We start from the raw sequence: 18551 nt of genomic DNA, 5'->3' as shown, positions 1-18551 counted from the left end.
AGGACCGGGTTTGTCGCGGATGCGTTTTTAGACGGTGCGAGGCAATGACGGGCCCCCGCAACTTACGTGGAATACCCTGCTATTGCTCGTGAAAGGCACGGTGAAAGCTGTCCCTAATCGGCTGCGTGATATAGCGGAAGAAGCTTCGCTCCCCAAGCTGCACCATCGCCTCAACCGGCATTCCGGGCGTGAGATGGACGTTGGGAAGACGATCAAGCTGGTCCCGATCGAGCAGGATCTGCACTTTGTAGTAGTTGTTCTTTGTCTGCTCATCGGCGGTGGCGTCGGAGGCGACGAAGGTGACGCGGCCGGCAACGAACGGCACCAGGCGCTGCTTGAACGCCGGCAGACGCACCTGTGCTTCAAGGCCGGGATACACCACATCGATATCGTTCGGCGAAAGTTTCACGTTCGCCACCAGCCGGTCGTGCGATGGCACCAGTTCCATCACCGTATCGCCGGGCCTGACCACGGCGCCGACGTTGAACACCCGCATGCCAAGGACAGTGCCGTCCTCGGGCGCCACCACGTCGCGGCGCACGGCGACGTCCTGCGCGGCGCGCAATTTGTCCTCCACCTCGTTCAGCTTGGTGCTGGCCTCCCGCATGTCGTTCGAGACATCCTGTAGCCGCTGATCTTGAATCTGCTTCATGGATGAACGGGATTCCGCGATGGTGGCGCGCGCGCGTTGGATCTGTCCGCTCAGGTCGCCCAGCGTCCCCTCCAACCCGGCTTGGCTGCGCTGCAAGGCCAGCACAGTGGACAGCGTCGCCAGGCCCTTTGTCAGCAGCCCCTGCTTGACCTCGGTCTCGTGCCGTATCAATTCGAGCTGTTGCCGGGTAGCCCGCTGCTGCTGTTCTGCCGATTCAATGACGCCTAGCTGCTGATCGACCCGGTCTCGGAGTACGGCAATCTGGCTTTTCAGGCTGACCGTGCGCGCCTCGAACAGCGCGCGCTGCCCGCTGACCGCATCGGCGGCGCGCAGGGCGTCGAAACCTTGCCCGCTCGCTGCAGCCAGCAGATCGTCAGGAAAGCTTATATCGCTTCTGCCGGCCGCCTCTGCGTCAAGTCTGGCCAATTGTGCCAGCAATGCCCAGCGCTGGGCTCGCGCCGTCTCGGCCGTCGCGCTCGCCTGCACGTCGTTCAGCCGCATCAGCACCTGACCGGTCCGCACATGATCGCCGTCGCGCACGGTCAGTTCCGCAACCGATCCTCCCTCCTGATTGGCGATGATGCGACGCTGGCCCTCGACCTCGATCGCGCCCTGCGCGATCGCTGCTTCCGCCAGCGGAGCGGAGACGGACCAGGCGCTGAAGCCGCCGATGAAAACCGCCATGGCCATCAATCCGAGCAGGATCACGCCGCGTGTCGACGGATGAGGCGCCTCCATCAACGGTAGCGCGGGCGACGCAATCGACCGGGCGGGGCTGTCAGCAACGATGGCTCGTTCGGAGGGGGAGGGGAGAGCTTGGGTCATGATGCAACACGGTTCGGTTCGCCTCGGGCGGGTGCCGCGACCCTGGCGATGCGAGGTTCGGTGATTGTCGGGCGGTTGTCGGGCGCCGGCTGGGCGATGACGCGGTTCAGGACCTCGACCCGCGGCCCAAACATTTCGACCGCGCCATCCCGCATCAGCAAGACCAGATCGACATGCCGCACCAGACGCGGACGATGCGAGACCAGGACCACCGTGGTGCCGCATGCCTTGAGCTTCCCCAGCGTATCGGCCAGATTGGCCTCGGAATCGCCGTCGAGATTGCTGTCGGGTTCGTCCAACACCACGAACCTCGGATCGCGGAACAGGGCACGTGCCAAGCCGATCAATTGCCGCTGTCCGCCGGAGAGATACTGACCGTTCTCGCCGATCTCGGTGTCGTAGCCGCATGGCAGCCGCAGGATCATGTCGTGGCAGCCCGCAAGCTGCGCGGCTCGGTAAACCTGCTCGGGCGAGGCGTCTCCCATCCGTGCGATGTTGCGGAACACCGAACCCTCGAACAGCTCGACAGACTGCGGCAGGTAGCCGACGTAGCGGCCGAAATCCTCGCGCATCCAGCGATGGACGTCGGCGCCATCGAGGCGAACGGTGCCGGCGCTTGGCGCAAGCGTGCCGATCAGCATCTTGATCAGGGTAGTCTTGCCGGCTGCCGACGGGCCGATGACGGCAAGACTGTCACCCGGAGACAGCGCGAACTGCACACCTTTGACGATCGGCGACGTCGAACCCGGCAAGCCGTACGTGACACGCTCCACCGAGAGGCGGCCGACCGGGATCGGTAACGGCCGGCCGGGCGGACGAAGACGAGGCAAGCTGAGGAAGTGCTGCAAGCGAAAGAAAGCCTGCCGGGCCTGGACAAGCTGCTTCCAACCGCCGATCAGCATTTCTACCGGCGCAAGCGCCCGGCCCATGATGATGGAGCCGGCAACAGTTGCGCCCGATGTCAGATCGTGCTGCAGCACCAGATAGCAGCCGGCGCCCAGGACGGCGATCTGCACCCCAAGGCGCACGAACTTGGCCGTGGCCAGCAGCAAGGAGGCTCGCTGCGCCGCGCGCCGCTGCGGCGGCAGCATTTCGGCCACCCCCTCCTGCCAGCGGCGCATCACTGCCGGCAACATGCCCATGCTGTCAATCACCTCCGCATTGCGCGCGATGCTGTCAGCGCGACGTTGCGAATTGGCCGCCGCAACATTTGCCTCCTTCATCAGGCGCGAGGTGGTCAGCTCGTTCAGCAAGGTGAGAATGAAAAGGACGATCGCTCCTGCGGTCGCGATGCAACCCAGCACCGGATGCAGGGCGAAGATCACGGCGAGAAAAACCAGCACCCAGGGAAGATCGTAGAGGGCGAGCAGAGCAGGGGAGCCGAGGTAGCCGCGGCAAATGGCGAGATCGCGCAGCGCCTCCATGCGATAGGAATGACCAGAGAGCACGCTCTCGATCGCTCTCGCAAAGCCCTCCGGCGCGGCCTTCCGCTCGACCCAGGTCGCAACACGCTGCAGGGTCTGATTGCGCGAGATTTCCAGAATGGCCAGCAACAGGATGGACGCGCCCGCAATCAGCGACAGATAGAGCAGCGTATCGACGTTGTGCGTCGTCAGTACGCGGTCGAAAATCTGCATCATGTAGATCGGAATGGTGAGCTGCAGCAGGTTGACCATGCCGCTGAACAGGCCCACCACCAGGAATTGCAGCTTGCAATAGCCGATAGCGCGGCTGAGGATTGTCTCGCTTTTCCCGTGCGGATCAATCGCCGCAAGCTTCGACATCGGCTTCATATGCGACGCCCCCCATTTTCCAACCCCGACGTCTTCGTCGTGATATTCGAGCCTCGGGGCTCTCCTGCCGTACGTGACAGGCACGGCGACTTCAAAATCCGTCCAGTACAGTCGTCCACCTCAAAGAGAAGGACGACTGTATCCGGCAGAAGCGCTGTTATCTCGCTCCAAGGACAGGCAATCCCGAGTGGACTTAGCTCAGGACGAAGTCGTGGTGAGAAAGGTCCGCGGCGTGAACGCCCTGTAACGTCACATCCCCAGCGGCGCCGAGGTCCAGCACGGCGCCGTTGGCGGTGTCGTGCACGTGCGCAAGCGGATCAAAATTGGGGCCGAAGCCCGACAAATTGATCACGTCGTTGTTCACGTCGAAGTCCGTGATAGCGTCGTGCCCGCCTTGCGACATCTGGAAGGTGAAGGTATCCGCACCGCCATTGCCGGTCAGGATGTCGTTGCCCACACCGCCATCGATGCGATCCGCGCCACTGCCGCCGATAATGGTGTCGTTGCCTTCGTCGCCGAACAGCTTGTCGGACACCGCACCGCTGCCTAAACTGGATGCCTGGATGAAGTCGTTGCCGGCATCGCCGTGGATCTCGGCAGCGGCCTGCCCGCCGAGCGGCGGATTGAATGCGGCCACACCGGTGATCCTATCGTTACCGGCTCCCCCATGAACCACGTCACCGAACGTCTCAGTCCACTGTACGATATCGTCGCCGTCACCCGCATCGGCAAAGCCGTGCTCACCCATATGGTCGATCACGTCGTTGCCAAGGCCGCCGAAGATCTGATCGTGGCTGCCGCCGCCACTGATGTGATCGTCGCCGTCACCGCCATCAAGGCGGTCGGTGCCGCCATTTCCAATGATGGTGTCATTTCCGGTACCGCCTTCGATACGGTCGTTACCGTCGCCGCCGGTCAGGGTATCGTCGCCGGCATCACCGAAGATCTTGTCGCCTGCCGTGGCGTGCGCTGCATCCGTCGTAAACGCGGAGATGATGTCGTTGCCGTCGCCGCCATGGCTTTCGTCGGACGCGGTATCGGAACCGGTGATCCGGTCGTTGCCTTCGTCGCCGAAGACGACGTCTCCGACTGCATCATTCCAGGAGATGACATCATCGCCGGCACCGGCGTGAACGACATCGTGTCCCATCATCTGGTCGACGGTGTCATTACCGTCGCCGCCGTAAACCAGGTCGTTGCCGGCTCCGGTGCTGATGTGGTCATTTCCCGACCCGCCATCGAGGTAGTCGTTGCCGCCTCCACCGTTGATGGTATCGTTTCCGGTGCCGCCTTCGATGTGATCCGCGGCATCGCCGCCGATCAGCGTGTCATTGCCGCCGTCGCCGAACATCCGGTCGCCCGCCGTAGCGTGCGCGGCATCGGTCGTGAAGGCCTGGATGAAGTCATCGCCGTCGCCGCCGTGACTTTCATCGGACGCCGTGTCGGAGGCGATGATCCTGTCGTTGCCGCCATCGCCATAGACGATGTCACCGACCGCGTCATTCCAGGAAATCGTGTCGTTGCCGTCGCCGCCATGGACAACATCATGACCGGCCATCTGGTCGATGGTGTCGGCGCCGTCCCCGCCGAACACCGTATCGTTGCCGGCTCCTGTGCTGATGTGATCGTCGCCGTCGCCGCCATCGAGGAAGTCGTTGCCGCCATTTCCCATGATGGTGTCGTTACCGGTGCCGCCCTCGATGTGGTCGTTGCCGTCGCCGCCGATCAGGGTGTCATTGCCGGCGTCTCCGAAGATCTTGTCGCCTGCGGTGGCGTGCGCGGCGTCGGTCGTAAAAGCCTGAATGAAGTCGTTGCCGTCGCCGCCGTGGCTCTCGTCGGCCGCCGTATCGGAACCGATGATCCGGTCGTTGCCCTCATCGCCGAAGACGACATCACCGACCTTGTCGTTCCACGAGATCAGATCGTCGCCCGCGCCTGCGTGGACGACGTCATGACCGGCCATCTGATCGATCGTATCGATGCCGTCACCGGCGAATACGACATCATTGCCCGCGCCGGTGCTGATGTGGTCGTTTCCCGATCCACCTTCGAGAAGATCGTTGCCGTTGCCGCCGGTGATGACGTCATTGCCCGCACCACCAAGGATATGGTCGTCGCCATCACCGCCGTTGAGCGTATCATCACCATCATCGCCTGACAGCGTATCGTTGCCGCCGTTGCCGTCAATCGTATCGTTGCCGGCAAGGCCGAAGATATGATCCGGCCTATCGGTGCCGGTCAGGATATCGTCGCCGTTCGTTCCCGTAAGATCAGACATGACGCGTTCTCCCTGTCAAATGTGGGCCTCAGCGGGTTGCAGGTTGACGAGAGTCCTGCGCTGCCCTCAACCGACGCCCTCACGTATTGGTAAGCTTTCTTTTCGGAGAGTTCAGGGGCGATATGGTTGCATCTGTAATGCGGGGAAGAGATTGCTGTAACCAAACTGTAACGTCGTTCTCAAGGCGAGACGAGGGTCTCATCCGAACTGACGGCGTGATTGATCATGAACAAACGGCATGACGGCAAGTCACGTCGCTGTGCTTATTGGGTCGGGTTCGTCGTTGAGTTTGAGACGTCCCGAGGCTGCCAGATCCATCGCAGCAGCTAATTCCGAGGTGCCCACGCGGCGCTTGCCGGGTCGTTACGATCAGCAAGGACTTGCTGAGTCGCTTCTATCGTGGCGCGCGGCTTCTTGCGCCCGATCTTGCGGACGACCGTATAAAACGCTGGCGTAAACAGGAGTCCGAAGGCGGTCACTCCCAGCATTCCTGCGAACACCGCAGTGCCGAGCGATTGACGCATTTCCGAGCCTGCCCCGGTGGCGACCACGAGAGGTGCGACACCGAAGATGAACGCCAGCGACGTCATCAGGATCGGTCGCGGCCGCGTGCGCGCGGCGGTGACGGCGGCCTCACCGGGCGTGGCGCCGGCTTCCTCGGTCTGGCGTGCGAATTCCACGATCAGGATCGCGTTCTTGGCGGCGAGTCCAACCAGCACGACGAATCCGATCTGCGCGAGAACGTCGATCGCCATGCCGCGCATCAAAAGACCCGTCACGGAGGCAAGCAGGCACATCGGAACGATCATCACCACCGCGAGCGGCAGATTCCAGCTTTCATATTGCGCGGCAAGCACCAGGAACACGAACAAGGCTGCTGCGCCGAACACCAGCAGGGACGAGGTCCCCGGCTGTTGCTGCTGAAACGCAAGCTCGGTCCATTCGAAGCCGATGCCTGGCGGCAAGACCTCGTGCGCCAGCTCCTCCATGCGGTGCAGCGCAGTGCCGGTCGCGACGCCGGGCGCCGCGACGCCCATCACTTCAGCAGCAGGGAAGAGATCGTAACGAGGCACGCGATAGGGTGCGTTCTCGGAGTTCAGCCGCGCCACCGTGCCCACTGGCACCATCTCGCCGGAGGTGTTGCGCGCCTTCAGCCGCGCGATGTCGTGCGGATCCTGGCGGAACGAGCCATCGGCCTGCGCGATGACCTGGTAGGTGCGGCCGAGATAGTTGAAGTCGTTGACATATTGCGAGCCGAGATAGACTTGCAGGGTGTTGAAGACGTCGGTAGGCGTCAGCCCGACCTTCTCGGCCTTCTCTCGATCGATATCGGCGTTGACCGCCGGCGAGCGTGTCCCGAACAGCGTGAAGACGCCGGCGAAACTCGGATCCTTGTTGGCGGCTGCGACCAGCGCCTGCGCTGCTTTCGACAGTGCCTCCGAGCCGAGGCCCGCGCGATCCTGCAGCATCATCTTGAAACCGCCGGCATTGCCGATGCCCTGCACCGGCGGGGGTGGAATCGTCAGCACATAGGCTTCCTGGATCACCGAGAGGCGCTTGCGCAGGTCGGCGAGCACGCTCGGTGCGGTCAGGCCGGGCACGTCATGGTTATAGAGCGATGGCAAGCCGGAAAAGATCGTACCGGCATTGGAGGCGATGGTGAAGGTGGTCGCATCCAGTCCTGCAAACGGCGCGACGTGCTCGACACCGGGTGTGGACATGATGATGTCGATCGCCTTCTTGACGACCGCCTCCGTGCGATCGAGCGAAGCGCCGGGCGGCAATTGCACGACAGTGATGAGATAGCCCTGGTCCTGCTCAGGGATGAAGCCGGTGGGCGCGCGGGCGAACTGGAAGCCGGCGACGCCGATCAGCGCGGCATAGACCACGAGCACGACGCCGGTGATCTGCACCAGCCGCCGCGTCAGCCGTCCATAGCCTGTCGACAGCCACTCGAAGCCCAGATTGAAACGCGCAAATCCAGCCTGCACCAGGCGAAAGATCAATGGGCCGCGCGGCTTCTGGCCGTGCTCGTGGGCCTTGAACAGCACCGCGCACAGGGCCGGGCTCAGGGTCAGCGAGACGAAGCACGAGATCAGGGTCGACACGGCGATCGTGACCGCGAACTGGCGAAAGAATTGCCCGGTAATGCCCGACAGGAAGGCCGAGGGCACGAACACAGCGCATAGCGTCAGCGCAATCGCGATCAGCGCACCGCCGACCTCGTCCATGGTGACATGGGCAGCCTGTGCCGGGGTCATGCCGCGTTCGAGATTGCGCTCGACATTCTCCACCACGACGATGGCGTCATCGACGACAATGCCGACCGCGAGCACGAGGCCGAATAACGACAGGTTGTTCAACGATATTCCGAGCACGTAAAGGAAGACGAAGGTGCCGACCAGCGATACCGGGATTGCGATCACCGGGATGATCGCAGCGCGCCAACTTTGCAGGAACAGGAACACGACGCCGACCACAAGGAAGATCGCGATGAAGATAGTCTTGATCACCTCGTCGACCGATTTGCCGACGAAGATGGTGGGGTCATAAATGATCTTGTACTGGAGGCCGGGCGGAAAATCCTTGCCCAGCTTCTCCATCGCGTCGAGCACTTCGTGCTCGACGGCAAGGGAATTGGCGCCCGGCTGGGCGAAGATCAGGAGCGGCAGGCCCGGCTCGCGATCCATGTAGGCGGACGATCCGTAGTCGGAAGCGCCGATCTCGACGCGGCCCACATCGCGCAGCCGCGTCACGCGGCCCTCGGTGTCCGACTTCAGGACGATGGCGGCGAATTGTTCTGGTGTCGACAGGCGCCCAAGCGTCTGCACGTTGATCTGATAGGCCTGCTTGGAGGCGACCGGCGGCTGGTTCAACACGCCCGCCGAAACCTGGACGTTCTGGGCGCGCAGCGCGGCAAGCACCTCGCTTGCGTTCATGTTATGCGCCGCAACCTTGTCGGGATCGAGCCAGATGCGCATGGCGTATTCGCGCCCGCCCTGCATCTGCACATCGCCGACGCCCGGTAGCCGCGCCAGCACGTCCTTCACGTGCAACGTCGCGTAATTCGAGGTGTAGAGCAGGTCGCGCGACGAGTCGGGCGAATAAAGATGTACCGCGAGCAGGATGTTCGGTGTCGACTTGCGCACCTGCACGCCGAGCCGCTGGACGTCCTCCGGCAGCCGGGGAAGCGCATCCTGCACCCGGTTCTGCGTGAGCATCTGCGCGACGTTGAGGTCGGTCCCGATCCGAAACGTCACGGTGACGGTGAGCTTGCCGTCGCCGGTGGACTGGCTGCTCATGTAGATCATGTTCTCGACGCCGTTGATCTCCTGCTCGAGCGGTGTCGCCACCGTGCGCGATACCGTCTCGGCGGATGCGCCGGGATAGGTGGTGGTGATCTGGACCGTCGGCGGCACGATCTCCGGATATTGCGAGATCGGCAGGATGGCGAGCGCGCCGAGGCCGATCAGCGTCAGGAAGACGGAGAGGACAGTCGCAAAAATCGGCCGGTCGATGAAGCTGTGGGTCACGGAGAACGCTCCTGTCTTCTCGGTCCTGCTCGTTAGCCTTGGCCGTCAGCGGCAGCGTCGTAATGGATGGCGCCGTCTTGCGGCGCGACCTTGGTGCCGGGAATGGCGCGCACCAGGCCGTCGATGACGACGCGGTCGCTCGCCTCGAGGCCCGACTGGATCACGCGCAATCCGCCGCGCAGATCACCGGTGGTCACGATCTTTGGTTTCACGGTCGCATCAGCGCCGACGGTCATGACCAGCCGCTGCGACTGGTCGAGCATGACGGCTGCGTCCGGCAAGAGATAAACCTGCGTCGGCGGGGCGATCGCAACCCGCAGCCGCGCGAACTGGCCGGGCGCCAGGAACAGATCCGGGTTAGGCACGGTGGCGCGCGCATGAATGGTGCCGCTGGAGCGGTCGAGTGCATTGTCGATGAAGTCCAGCGTGCCTTCGCGGGCGAACCTGTTCTCGTCGCTGAGGCTGATCGCGACCTTGTTGGCGAGCGGACCGCCAACGCGGGCGCGCTCGCGCGAGAATGTCAGGAAATCGGATTCGCTCATGTCGAAATCGAGATAAAGAGGATCGAGCGAGACCAGCGTCGTGAGCAGCGTGGTCGGACTGGTTGCAGCACGGCTGCCCGCGACCAGGCTTCCAATCGAAACCTGGCGCGCGCCGATGCGTCCCGTGAACGGTGCCCGTACGCGGCAGTATTCAAGGTCGAGTTCCGCGTCCCGCACCCGCGCCTTGGCGTCTTCGACTGCGGCCCGGGACGCATCCTGGTCGTTGGTGCGCTGGTCGACCGTCTCCTGCGTTGCGAACTCGTTGCGCTTGAGCGATTGCGCCCGCGTAAGCTGGTTGCTGGCGAGTGCCACGCGCGCCGTTGCGGTCACAAGCGCAGCTTGCGCCTGGGCCAGCCTGATCTCGTAGGGCCGCGGGTCGATCACGAAGAGGAGGTCGCCCTTGTGGACGATCTGGCCGTCCTTGAAATGAAGCTCGGTCAAGATACCGCCTACCTGGGCCCGCAATTCAACCCGGTCGATGGCCGAGAACTGTCCGAGGAAACCGACCCTGGTATCGACCTCGCGCTGCAAGGGCTGGCTCACCGTCACCGGCAGGGGAGATGGCAACGCCGCCGCCTGGTCACCTTTGCGAGGCGCGAAGCCGAGGTAGACAAAGAGTGCGGCAAGCACCGCTATCGCAGCGATTGCGGCCGTTCTCCATGTCCGCCGTCGCGGCGCCGGCTGCTTCAGCGGTTCTCGTTCAATGTTCGAATGATCACTGATCTGATCCATGAGGCTACCATCGGTATTTGCCATGCCGCCTTGAATCGGGCCGAAGCCTTGCTGGCCTACCGAACCACACCGGCCAGTCCAGATTTCGGGGGAGGTTTCGCGGCAGTTGTTTCGGAAGCGGATAAGTTGTGTTCGGGGTTGATATTTGGAGAGCGAACTCCAATATAGTTTGGCGGATATAAACTCAGGGAGGCGCCGTTCAAGGATTTTTGGAGCGATGACACCAAAAATAAATCAGCAGAAGAAAATTCAAGCAAAGAGCGCTCAAGACGAGAGGCGTGGCCGTGGCCGTGGCCGGCCGGCCGTCTTCGATCGTGCCGCCGCGCTGCAAGAGGCGATGAAGCTGTTCTGGGAACGCGGCTATGAAGGCACGTCGTTCAACGACCTGATCGCCGCGATGGGGATCAGCGCGTCGAGCTTCTACAACTCGTTCGGCAGCAAGGAAGAACTCTATTGCGAAGCCACGCATTCCTTTCTCGAATGGTCGGGCCAATGGTTCTTCGCCATCCTCAATGATCCCTCGATCGATACCAGGACAGCCTTCGCGCACCTGTTCGAGGCGACCGCAGAAGAGTTCACCCGCGGCGATCACCCGCTCGGCTGCATGATCTCGCTTGCTGGCACACATTGCTCACCGGGAATGAAGAATATTCGTGACATGATGGCCGAGCATCGCGCTTTTTCGGAAGGCGCGATGGCCGCACGCATCCGGAAAGGCGTGATGGAGGGCGACGTAGCCCAAGATGTCGATTGCGAAATGCTGGCCGCCTATTACAGTGCGGTGGCGCGCGGGCTTGCGGTGCAAGCGCGCGATGGGGCCGCGCGTGAGAAATTGTCTGAAATAGGCCGGCTGGCCATGCGTGCCTGGCCGACGGCAAAGAGCGACGATCAAGGCTCAGCCGCGGTTGCCGCTGGTCGGTCGCGTGATGTCTGACTATCGCGCGATGTTCCGGATTCGAGACAAGCCTCTGTGTGCCCGAGAGAGTCGAAAAGCTGGCAGATCCGCGATTTCCGGATTTAGATCTTGAGTTCGATGACTGAAGACGAGCCTCTCGATGAGATTTCAATGATCGAAGCTCGGCTCGAGCAGCTTGCCGAAGTCGCCGAGCGGTGCAGAAAGATCATTTTGGTTTCGAAGGCGGCAATCGCGGGCGGCATCGCATTGCTGATCGTTATGATGTTCGGCCTCTTCGGACCTGATCAAGTCGCTCTTATTGGATCAGTCGCCCTGGTGCTGGGCGGAATCGTATCGCGCGGATCGAATGTCAGTACGTTGCAACAGACGGTAGCCGACATAAGCGCCGCAGAGTTGCTCCGTTCTGATCTGATCGGCAGGATCGACCTCAAACTGGTTGGTGAGAGCACACGAAGCTGAGTTGCGCGCCCCCGGGTGGGTCAGATGCCGACGTTACGGCCGAACTCAAGCTGGTTTACATCTGGAAGCGGACATTGGCCGCTCCCGTGGCTAGGCCGGCGACGGGCCAACCGCTGCCATGACCAGATGAGCTGACGGTGAGCGCAGTCCGCCACCCTCAATGACGGCGAGTCCAGCGAAGAGCTACCCGCTGGCGAACGTCGCCACGATCTGTTGTGTCATGACGATGAAAGCCCTGGCGGCTGCCGAACAGTAAGCGTTGCGACGGCGAAGCCGCGCGGCGCGCTTGGGCTCGAACGCAGGTTTCATTTTCACGGTGGACAGACCTGAGCCGCCGACGTTCTCCGGAAGGATAGTCGCGAGGTCGGTCTGGCGGATGAGTTCAAACAGCGTCAGGTTCGAGTTCGCCTCCGCGTCAATTCGCGGCCGCAAGCCTTCATTCCGGAAATAGCGGTCCACAATCCGGCAGATCGCCGAAGCCGATTCCGAGGTCCTGTGTGCACCGAAAACCTGATCCGCGTGTGATGCCGCGTTGGAATCGCCTAAGCTGGCGTGATGATCGGGCTGTTCTGCTTCGCTCGGCCGTCCTGGCCTCGCCATTCAAGTCGAAGTTGCGGCTTGAAGCCGAGAACGCGGTGCTCCGACAACAGTTAATTGTTTTGCGGCGCAGATCGCGCGGTCGCGTTCGGCTCACGAACCTTGATCGCTGGTTCTGTGCCCAGCTGTATCGGTGGTTTCCAGCAATCCTGCAGGTTCTCACAATCGGCCGGCCCGAGACGCTCGTGCGTTGGCACAGAGCCGGATTCTGCTGCTACTGGCGTTGGAAGTCGCGCCCACGGGGAGGGCGACCGCAGATCGGAACGGAGCTGCGCGTCTTGATCCGGCGGATAAGCGTCGAAAATCCGCTTTGGGGCGCGCCTCGCATCCACGGCGAACTGCTCAAGCTCGGGTTTCAGGTCGCGCAGTCGAGCGTCGCGCGATACGAACTTTATTGTAGTTGAACGGTGCGCGCGTTCAGGCCAAGGATATGCGTAGACCGCCTGGAATGGTCAGCCGCGAGGGAAACCCTCATCCAGTTGGACGGAAAGAGATTAATTCGTTGAAATCTCAAGACTATCGTTTCTCCATCGCGCCCATGATGGATTGGACCGATACCAGGTGTCGCGTCTTCCATCGTCAGCTTTCGCGGCGGGTGCGGCTTTATACGGAGATGCTGACCACCGGCGCCGTCATTCATGGCGACCGCGCGCGGCTGCTTGGGTTTGATGCGAGGGAGCATCCGGTGGCGTTGCAGCTTGGCGGCTCCGATCCGCGTGAGCTCGCGGCCGCGGCCAGGATCGGCGAGGATTTCGGCTATGACGAGATCAACCTCAATGTCGGCTGCCCGTCCGATCGGGTCAAGGATGGCCGGTTCGGCGCCTGCCTGATGGCGGAGCCGGCGCTCGTTGCCGAGGGTGTTGCGGCGATGAAGCGCGCGGTGAGGGTTCCCGTGACGGTGAAGTGCCGCATCGGGATCGACGACCAGGATCCGGAACTGGCGCTCGATACGCTCGCGCGCGGCGTGATCGAAGCGGGCGCGGATGCACTGATCGTGCACGCGCGGAAAGCCTGGCTCAACGGCCTGTCGCCGAAGGAGAACCGCGACATCCCGCCGCTCGATTATGATCGCGTCTATCGGCTGAAGGCCGCCATGCCCCATGTTCCCATCATCATCAATGGCGGCATCGCAAGCCTCGAGGAGGCGAAGCGGCACCTGGCGCATGTCGATGGCGTGATGCTGGGCCGCGCCGCCTATCAGGAGCCGTGGCGGTTATTGTCGGTCGATCCCGACCTGTTCGGCGAGGCGCCGCCGCACGCCACGATGCAGGACGCACTCGAGGCGATGATCCCCTATATCGAGGGCGAACTCGCGCGCGGCGCGCGACTGCATGCGATCACGCGGCATTTCGTCGGCGCGTTCTTCGGCGTGCCGGGGGCGCGCGCGTTCCGCCGCCATCTCGCCGAGCATGGCACGAAGCCGGGTGCGGGCGTCAACGTGCTGCGCGAGGCGATAGCGCTAGTTGGAAGCCGTGCGGCCGCGCCGATGGCGGCCTAGCACGTCCGGATAACCGGTCAGCATCAGCTTGTCGGCGCGCACGCCCCAGCTTTCCAGCCGATCCAGGAAGCTCATGCCGAGCAAATTGGTCTTCATCTGCCCGCGCGGCACCACCAGCGCCGGAATCGACTTTTCGACCAGGTGACCGACGGCGAGGCGATCGAGGGTCAGCCGTGCCGCCTTGGTGTGGCCGCCGGCGGTTTCGAGATCGACATTGTATTCGAGCATTTCGATTGGCAGCCCGATCGCCTTCGCGGTCTCCCAGGTCAACACCACCGAGGTCGCGCCGGTGTCGATCACCATCGGCGCGCTGACCCCGTTGATCTTGGCGCGCAACGCGAACTCGCCGCCCTGTCCGCGCGGGATCTGCACGGCAGGGCCGGGGGTCACAACGTTCCCGCGCAGCATGTGCGAGACTTGGCTACTGGCGCGCGCGATCTGTTCGTGATCGCCATAGGCGACGACCGCGCCCGCGGTGGCGAACAGCAACAGGAGCACGAGGAGGACGCGGCTCATGACACTGCCTCCCGCGTCCAACGCACTAGAGCATGATCCGGAAAAGTGGACACCGGTTTTCCCTCGCGACAAACGCGAAGCGTTTACGCGGAGATCATGCTCAAACAAAGAGCTAGAGCGGGATGACGATTCGAAGAAAAGTCATCACGCTCTAGGCGCGCTTCGGGCGCGCGTCCATCCGCTCGAGGCCCGCTTCCGCCATGCGCGTGGGCAACAGTGCCATCACGGCGAGGCGCTCGGCGCTGTCCATCTTGTGCCAGCGCGCGATCTCCGGCAGCGTCCGCCCGCAGCCGAAGCAGAGCCTGGTCCTGGGGTCGATCATACAGACTGCGATACACGGCGTTTCTGTGCTCATCCATCGATAGTGAAACGATTTCGATCGCGGGTGCAAGCGCGTCTAGAGTCCGGTGCCTGCACTCATGATCGGTTTGTGGCGTCCCCTTTGCTTGTCGTCGGTCGAAGGAATCGAGGGTTGCGGCTGCAAGGGCGGCGCTTCCTCGGCCATCGGCGCGAGCGCCGACATCACGCGCTCCGGCGGGAAGGTCACGATCACCTCGGTGCCGATGCGCAGCTTCGACTTCAGCGTGAAGGTGCCGCCATGCAGATCGATCAGGCTCTTGGCGATCGGCAAGCCAAGTCCCGCGCCCTGTTCCGCCGACTTGATCGAGTTGGAGCCCTGGCCGAACGATGCCAGCACGATCGGAATCTCGTCCTCCGCAATGCCGGAGCCGGTGTCCTTCACGCTGAGATATTGGCCGCCGGAGGCGGTCCAGCCGACCTTCAGCCAGATCTCGCCGCCTTGCGGGGTGAACTTGATCGAGTTGGACAACAGATTGAGCACGATCTGCCGCGTGGCGCGCTCGTCGACCCAGATCCGCGGCATGCCCTGCTCGAACACTTCGTGGATGGTGATGCCGCGGCTGGTCGCGCGCAGTTTCAAGAGATGGTGGCAGTCGGCGACGACATGCAGCAGCGAGACCGCTTCCTCGTTGAGCTCGTAGCGGCCGGCCTCGATCCGCGACAGGTCGAGGATCTCGTTAATGAGGTTGAGCAGGTGAACGCCGGAATTGTGGATATCGGCAGAATATTCCTTGTAGACCGGCACCGCATGCGCGCCGAAGATCTCGCTCTTCATCACCTCGGAGAAGCCGAGGATGGCGTTGAGCGGCGTGCGCAGTTCGTGGCTCATCTGCGCCAGGAACCGCGACTTGGCGACGTTCGCGGCTTCGGCGCGATGCCGCGCCTCGTCGGAGATCGCCTTGGACTGTTCGAGTTCGGCGATCAGCACGTCCTTCTCGGCGCGCGCCTGCAGCGTGGCGAGCGTCGTCGAGTGCAGCCGGTGGGCAAGCAGGGCGAAATAGCCCTCGGCGCCGAGCGCGAGCAGCGCGAACACGTAATTGTCAAAGGAACCGCTCAGCACGAAACTGACGGCGATCGCGATCGTCACCGGCGCGGTGGCCGCCAGTGCCGCGATCGGAAGGCTCGCTGCGAGCATGCTGGAGACCGCGATCACGAGCAGCATCAGGAACATCATCAGCGCATTGGAGGCGGCGTCCGTGCCCGCGGGGTGAGTCAGGATCACCGTCCAGAACAGGCCGTAGAGCAGGTCGAGCAGCACGAACCGCGTCTGCCATTTGCGCGTCGCGGCAGGCGAGGGGGATTCCTTCAGGAACTTGGCACAACTCTTCACGGTCGCGGCATGGGCTCCGAGTATGCCGATGGTCCAGGCGGCCGCCACGAGCGGCTCTCGCCACACGCCGAATAGCACGCCGGTGGCGATCACCAGCAGCATCACGACGTAGGATGCCGAGATCCGCGTCTGGGCGTATTGGCGGAGCAGTTCGGTGTCGAATGCGGGGCGGGTCCCGCTGGTTGACGTTAACCGATCCCGCGCCTCCCGGACCCGCTGCGCTGCGGCGCGGCGGCTGTTGACCGGCGCGGCAGCCTGGGGCTCGGCCGGCAACTGGGCAACTTCAGGCTTTTCCGCGGGATCACTCATTAACAACACAAAATCCTGCCCGCAAACCGCACGGGCTTTTGCATTGTCTATCTCTCGCGCCAAATCATTAAGCGATGACTTAGAAAGCTAAAGAATCTCGTTAACGAGAGGTTAAATTAACGATTGGCCTTTGGGCGAGAGCGCCTCAAACCTCCCCTTGAAAAGGGGAGGTCGGTTTGCGCGGAACGCGCGAACCGGGTGGGGATCATCTCTCTCCACGAACGCCGGTGCTTGTGGCCGGCCCCCATCCCGACCTTCCCCCTTTCAGGGGGAAGGAATGCAGCCACGCGCCGTTAACGTTCCAGCCGCGCGAGCAGGCTCGACGTGTCCCAGCGCTTACCGCCCATTTTCTCGACTTCGGCATAGAACTGATCGACCAGCGCGCTCACCGGCAGGTTGGCGCCGTTGCGTCGCGCTTCCGCGATGCAGATCGAGAGATCCTTGCGCATCCATTCCACCGCGAAGCCGAAATCGTACTTGCCATCGTTCATGGTCTTGTAGCGGTTCTCCATCTGCCAGGATTGCGCCGCGCCCTTCGAGATCACATCGATCACGGCGGCGACGTCGAGGCCCGACTTCTTGGCGAAATGGATGCCTTCGGAGAGGCCTTGAACCAGGCCTGCGATGCAGATCTGGTTGACCATCTTGGTAAGCTGGCCGGAGCCTGCCGGTCCCAGCAGCTTGCACATCCGCGCATAGGCCGCGATGACAGGCTCGGCGCCTGCATAGGCGTCTTCCTTGCCGCCGCACATCACCGTCAGCACGCCGTTCTCGGCGCCGGCTTGTCCGCCGGAGACCGGCGCATCGACGAACTTGAACCCCGCTTTCTCGGCGGCGGCATTGAGCTCGCGCGCGACTTCGGCGGAAGCGGTGGTGTGGTCGACGAAGGTCGCGCCCTTCTTCATGCCGGCGAATGCGCCGTCCGGGCCGATCGTGACCGCGCGCAGGTCGTTGTCATTGCCGACGCAGCACATCACCAAATCCTGGCCTTCGGCCGCCGCCTTTGGGGTCGGCGCCGCGCGGCCGCCGAACTTCTCGACCCAGGCCTGCGCCTTCGCCGGCGTCCGATTGTACACCGTCACCTCGTGGCCCCCCTTTTTCACGAGATGTCCTGCCATGGGGAAACCCATTACGCCGAGACCGAGAAAAGCGACTTTAGCCATGTCTGCTACCTTGTTTCTTGCCTAATAACCTTGGGATTTGCCGGCGACATTGGACGGGCCGGACGGTGTTTTTCAGGCGGGAGGGCCGCACCATAAACGCTGCGCCGCAGAGGGCAACGGCTCGTTTGGCCGACATCAGCGGTTTTGTGTTATGATAACTCACCAACGAACCTCACAAAAATGGGAGTGAGACATGAATGGAAGAGAGGCGGGCGCAAGCGTAGGCGTGCTCGATCATTTCAACATCCGCACCCGGAAACTGGCCGAAACCGTCAAGTTCTATGAGGAGGTTTTGGGCCTGGAGAAGGGCGCTCGGCCGAATTTCGCCTTTCCCGGCGCCTGGATGTACAGCGAGGGCAAGCCGGTGGTTCACCTCGTGGACATTTCCCCGACCGACGAGCCGCAAAAGCCCGACTCCGGCGTGGTCCATCATGTCGCCTTTGTCAGCAGCGGTTTCACGGCGATGAAGCAGCGCCTTCAGTCCAAGGGCATGAAATTCGATTCCCGGCAGGTTCCGGGCGGCGACCTCTGGCAGATATTTGTGCACGATCCCAACGGCGTGATGATCGAGCTGAACTACGAGGTCGCCAAGGAACAGGACGCCGCAGCGCCGGCCGAGCGCGCCGATGACATCGGCGGCAGGTAGGAACCCTTCGGGCCCGGCGTAAATCGCGGAAATCTATTGCGCTGGCACAACTACCCTTTTCTGCCGATCCGTCATATCTGTGGCGGTAGAGCGTGACGACTTCGGGTCGGAGCGATCGACGGCACTTCTCCTCCCTCTCCCCGTTCTTACGGGGAGAGGGGTGGGGTGAGGGGCTCTCTCCGCGAACACGGTGACAGACGGATTCGCGGGGGCGGGCCCCACCCCACAATCAACCGGCGGTGGGTTGTAGCCCGCACCCCCCCCGCGGGGCGCGGGGGGCCCGCCGTCACCCCGGCACGCGAGGCGGCCTCATCGCGCGGCCGCGGCGGGCGCGAAGGGGGCGGGGCGCGGCGGGGGCCGGGGCGCCGCACCACGGGGGGGGGCCAGGGGGCGCGGGGTCGG

Annotated in this window: 14 protein-coding genes and 1 pseudogene; 4 read left to right on the top strand and 11 right to left on the bottom strand. The window is 63.1% G+C overall.

Annotation, left to right across the window (positions count from 1 at the left end):
* Positions 1–79: 79 nt before the first annotated feature.
* The 6 genes and pseudogenes from ACZYOF_RS14295 to ACZYOF_RS14270 all read right to left on the bottom strand — a co-directional run bounded on the left by ACZYOF_RS14295 (position 80) and on the right by ACZYOF_RS14270 (position 10154).
* On the bottom strand, positions 80–1477 hold the full coding sequence (locus tag ACZYOF_RS14295; RefSeq protein ID WP_130578349.1) for an HlyD family type I secretion periplasmic adaptor subunit: 1398 nt from the start codon (positions 1475–1477) through the stop codon (positions 80–82).
* Positions 1474–3270: a type I secretion system permease/ATPase gene (locus ACZYOF_RS14290; protein ID WP_463716149.1), complete on the bottom strand. Its 1797-nt coding sequence runs from the start codon at positions 3268–3270 to the stop codon at positions 1474–1476. Before ACZYOF_RS14290 ends, ACZYOF_RS14295 begins: the two co-directional genes overlap by 4 nt.
* Positions 3271–3463: 193 nt before the next feature.
* Positions 3464–3907 (bottom strand): M10 family metallopeptidase C-terminal domain-containing protein, encoded by a 444-nt coding sequence (locus ACZYOF_RS14285; RefSeq protein WP_282527583.1) that lies wholly within the window; start codon positions 3905–3907, stop codon positions 3464–3466.
* 168 nt (positions 3908–4075) lie between these two features.
* Positions 4076–5548: pseudogene (locus ACZYOF_RS14280) on the bottom strand (calcium-binding protein); the annotation flags it as partial.
* A gap of 326 nt (positions 5549–5874) precedes the next feature.
* Positions 5875–9081 carry an efflux RND transporter permease subunit gene (locus tag ACZYOF_RS14275; protein ID WP_463716148.1) on the bottom strand — a complete coding sequence of 1069 codons (3207 nt, stop codon included), beginning with the start codon at positions 9079–9081 and terminating at the stop codon, positions 5875–5877.
* 32 nt (positions 9082–9113) lie between these two features.
* Positions 9114–10154 carry an efflux RND transporter periplasmic adaptor subunit gene (locus tag ACZYOF_RS14270; protein ID WP_282527627.1) on the bottom strand — a complete coding sequence of 347 codons (1041 nt, stop codon included), beginning with the start codon at positions 10152–10154 and terminating at the stop codon, positions 9114–9116.
* Between the two features lie 346 nt (positions 10155–10500).
* Here ACZYOF_RS14270 and ACZYOF_RS14265 point away from each other — a divergent pair, with 346 nt between their 5' ends.
* Both ACZYOF_RS14265 and ACZYOF_RS14260 read left to right on the top strand, forming a co-directional pair.
* Positions 10501–11289, top strand: a complete 789-nt coding sequence (locus ACZYOF_RS14265) for a TetR/AcrR family transcriptional regulator (RefSeq protein WP_463716147.1) — start codon at positions 10501–10503, stop codon at positions 11287–11289.
* A 99-nt stretch (positions 11290–11388) separates the two neighbouring features.
* Complete coding sequence (locus ACZYOF_RS14260) at positions 11389–11730, top strand: hypothetical protein (protein ID WP_463716167.1); 342 nt, start codon at positions 11389–11391, stop codon at positions 11728–11730.
* Between the two features lie 183 nt (positions 11731–11913).
* On the opposite strand, the gene ACZYOF_RS14255 is transcribed toward ACZYOF_RS14260, so the two are convergent.
* The gene (locus tag ACZYOF_RS14255) at positions 11914–12330 is read right to left on the bottom strand and encodes a LysR substrate-binding domain-containing protein (protein ID WP_463716146.1); all 417 of its coding nucleotides are present in this window, start codon (positions 12328–12330) and stop codon (positions 11914–11916) included.
* Positions 12331–12865: 535 nt separating this feature from the next.
* Between ACZYOF_RS14255 and dusA the strand changes: the two genes are divergently transcribed.
* Positions 12866–13825 (top strand): tRNA dihydrouridine(20/20a) synthase DusA, encoded by a 960-nt coding sequence (gene dusA / locus ACZYOF_RS14250; RefSeq protein ID WP_463716166.1) that lies wholly within the window; start codon positions 12866–12868, stop codon positions 13823–13825.
* On the opposite strand, the gene ACZYOF_RS14245 is transcribed toward dusA, so the two are convergent.
* From ACZYOF_RS14245 to ACZYOF_RS14230, 4 genes are all read right to left on the bottom strand, one after another.
* Complete coding sequence (locus tag ACZYOF_RS14245) at positions 13787–14341, bottom strand: TIGR02281 family clan AA aspartic protease (protein ID WP_463716145.1); 555 nt, start codon at positions 14339–14341, stop codon at positions 13787–13789. The two genes, dusA and ACZYOF_RS14245, sit on opposite strands and share 39 nt — an antisense overlap.
* A 151-nt stretch (positions 14342–14492) precedes the next feature.
* Entirely contained in the window at positions 14493–14696 is a 204-nt protein-coding gene (locus ACZYOF_RS14240; protein WP_130583300.1) for a DUF1289 domain-containing protein, read from the bottom strand.
* A gap of 42 nt (positions 14697–14738) precedes the next feature.
* Entirely contained in the window at positions 14739–16340 is a 1602-nt protein-coding gene (locus ACZYOF_RS14235; protein WP_463716144.1) for a sensor histidine kinase, read from the bottom strand.
* 293 nt (positions 16341–16633) lie between these two features.
* Positions 16634–17503, bottom strand: a complete 870-nt coding sequence (locus tag ACZYOF_RS14230) for an NAD(P)-dependent oxidoreductase (protein ID WP_463716143.1) — start codon at positions 17501–17503, stop codon at positions 16634–16636.
* Between the two features lie 193 nt (positions 17504–17696).
* On the opposite strand from ACZYOF_RS14230, the gene ACZYOF_RS14225 reads away from it, so the two are divergent.
* Entirely contained in the window at positions 17697–18149 is a 453-nt protein-coding gene (locus tag ACZYOF_RS14225) for a VOC family protein (protein WP_130583297.1), read from the top strand.
* Positions 18150–18551: the final 402 nt, after the last annotated feature.

The sequence above is a fragment of the Bradyrhizobium sp. LeoA1Lang genome (assembly GCF_055413685.1).
The sequence above is the reverse complement of the archived record's forward strand: the minus strand, read 5'-3'. Positions and strand labels throughout refer to the sequence as shown.

What these genes read in the sequence shown, in the direction of transcription:
- dusA (WP_463716166.1), top strand. Translation starts at nt 12,866, where the DNA reads ATGATGGATTGGACCGATACCAGGTGTCGCGTCTTCCATCGTCAGCTT.
- ACZYOF_RS14245 (WP_463716145.1), bottom strand. Translation starts at nt 14,341, where the DNA reads ATGAGCCGCGTCCTCCTCGTGCTCCTGTTGCTGTTCGCCACCGCGGGC.
- ACZYOF_RS14225 (WP_130583297.1), top strand. Translation starts at nt 17,697, where the DNA reads ATGAATGGAAGAGAGGCGGGCGCAAGCGTAGGCGTGCTCGATCATTTC.
- ACZYOF_RS14255 (WP_463716146.1), bottom strand. Translation starts at nt 12,330, where the DNA reads ATGGCGAGGCCAGGACGGCCGAGCGAAGCAGAACAGCCCGATCATCAC.
- ACZYOF_RS14230 (WP_463716143.1), bottom strand. Translation starts at nt 17,503, where the DNA reads ATGGCTAAAGTCGCTTTTCTCGGTCTCGGCGTAATGGGTTTCCCCATG.
- ACZYOF_RS14260 (WP_463716167.1), top strand. Translation starts at nt 11,389, where the DNA reads ATGACTGAAGACGAGCCTCTCGATGAGATTTCAATGATCGAAGCTCGG.
- ACZYOF_RS14240 (WP_130583300.1), bottom strand. Translation starts at nt 14,696, where the DNA reads ATGAGCACAGAAACGCCGTGTATCGCAGTCTGTATGATCGACCCCAGG.
- ACZYOF_RS14290 (WP_463716149.1), bottom strand. Translation starts at nt 3,270, where the DNA reads ATGAAGCCGATGTCGAAGCTTGCGGCGATTGATCCGCACGGGAAAAGC.
- ACZYOF_RS14235 (WP_463716144.1), bottom strand. Translation starts at nt 16,340, where the DNA reads ATGAGTGATCCCGCGGAAAAGCCTGAAGTTGCCCAGTTGCCGGCCGAG.
- ACZYOF_RS14295 (WP_130578349.1), bottom strand. Translation starts at nt 1,477, where the DNA reads ATGACCCAAGCTCTCCCCTCCCCCTCCGAACGAGCCATCGTTGCTGAC.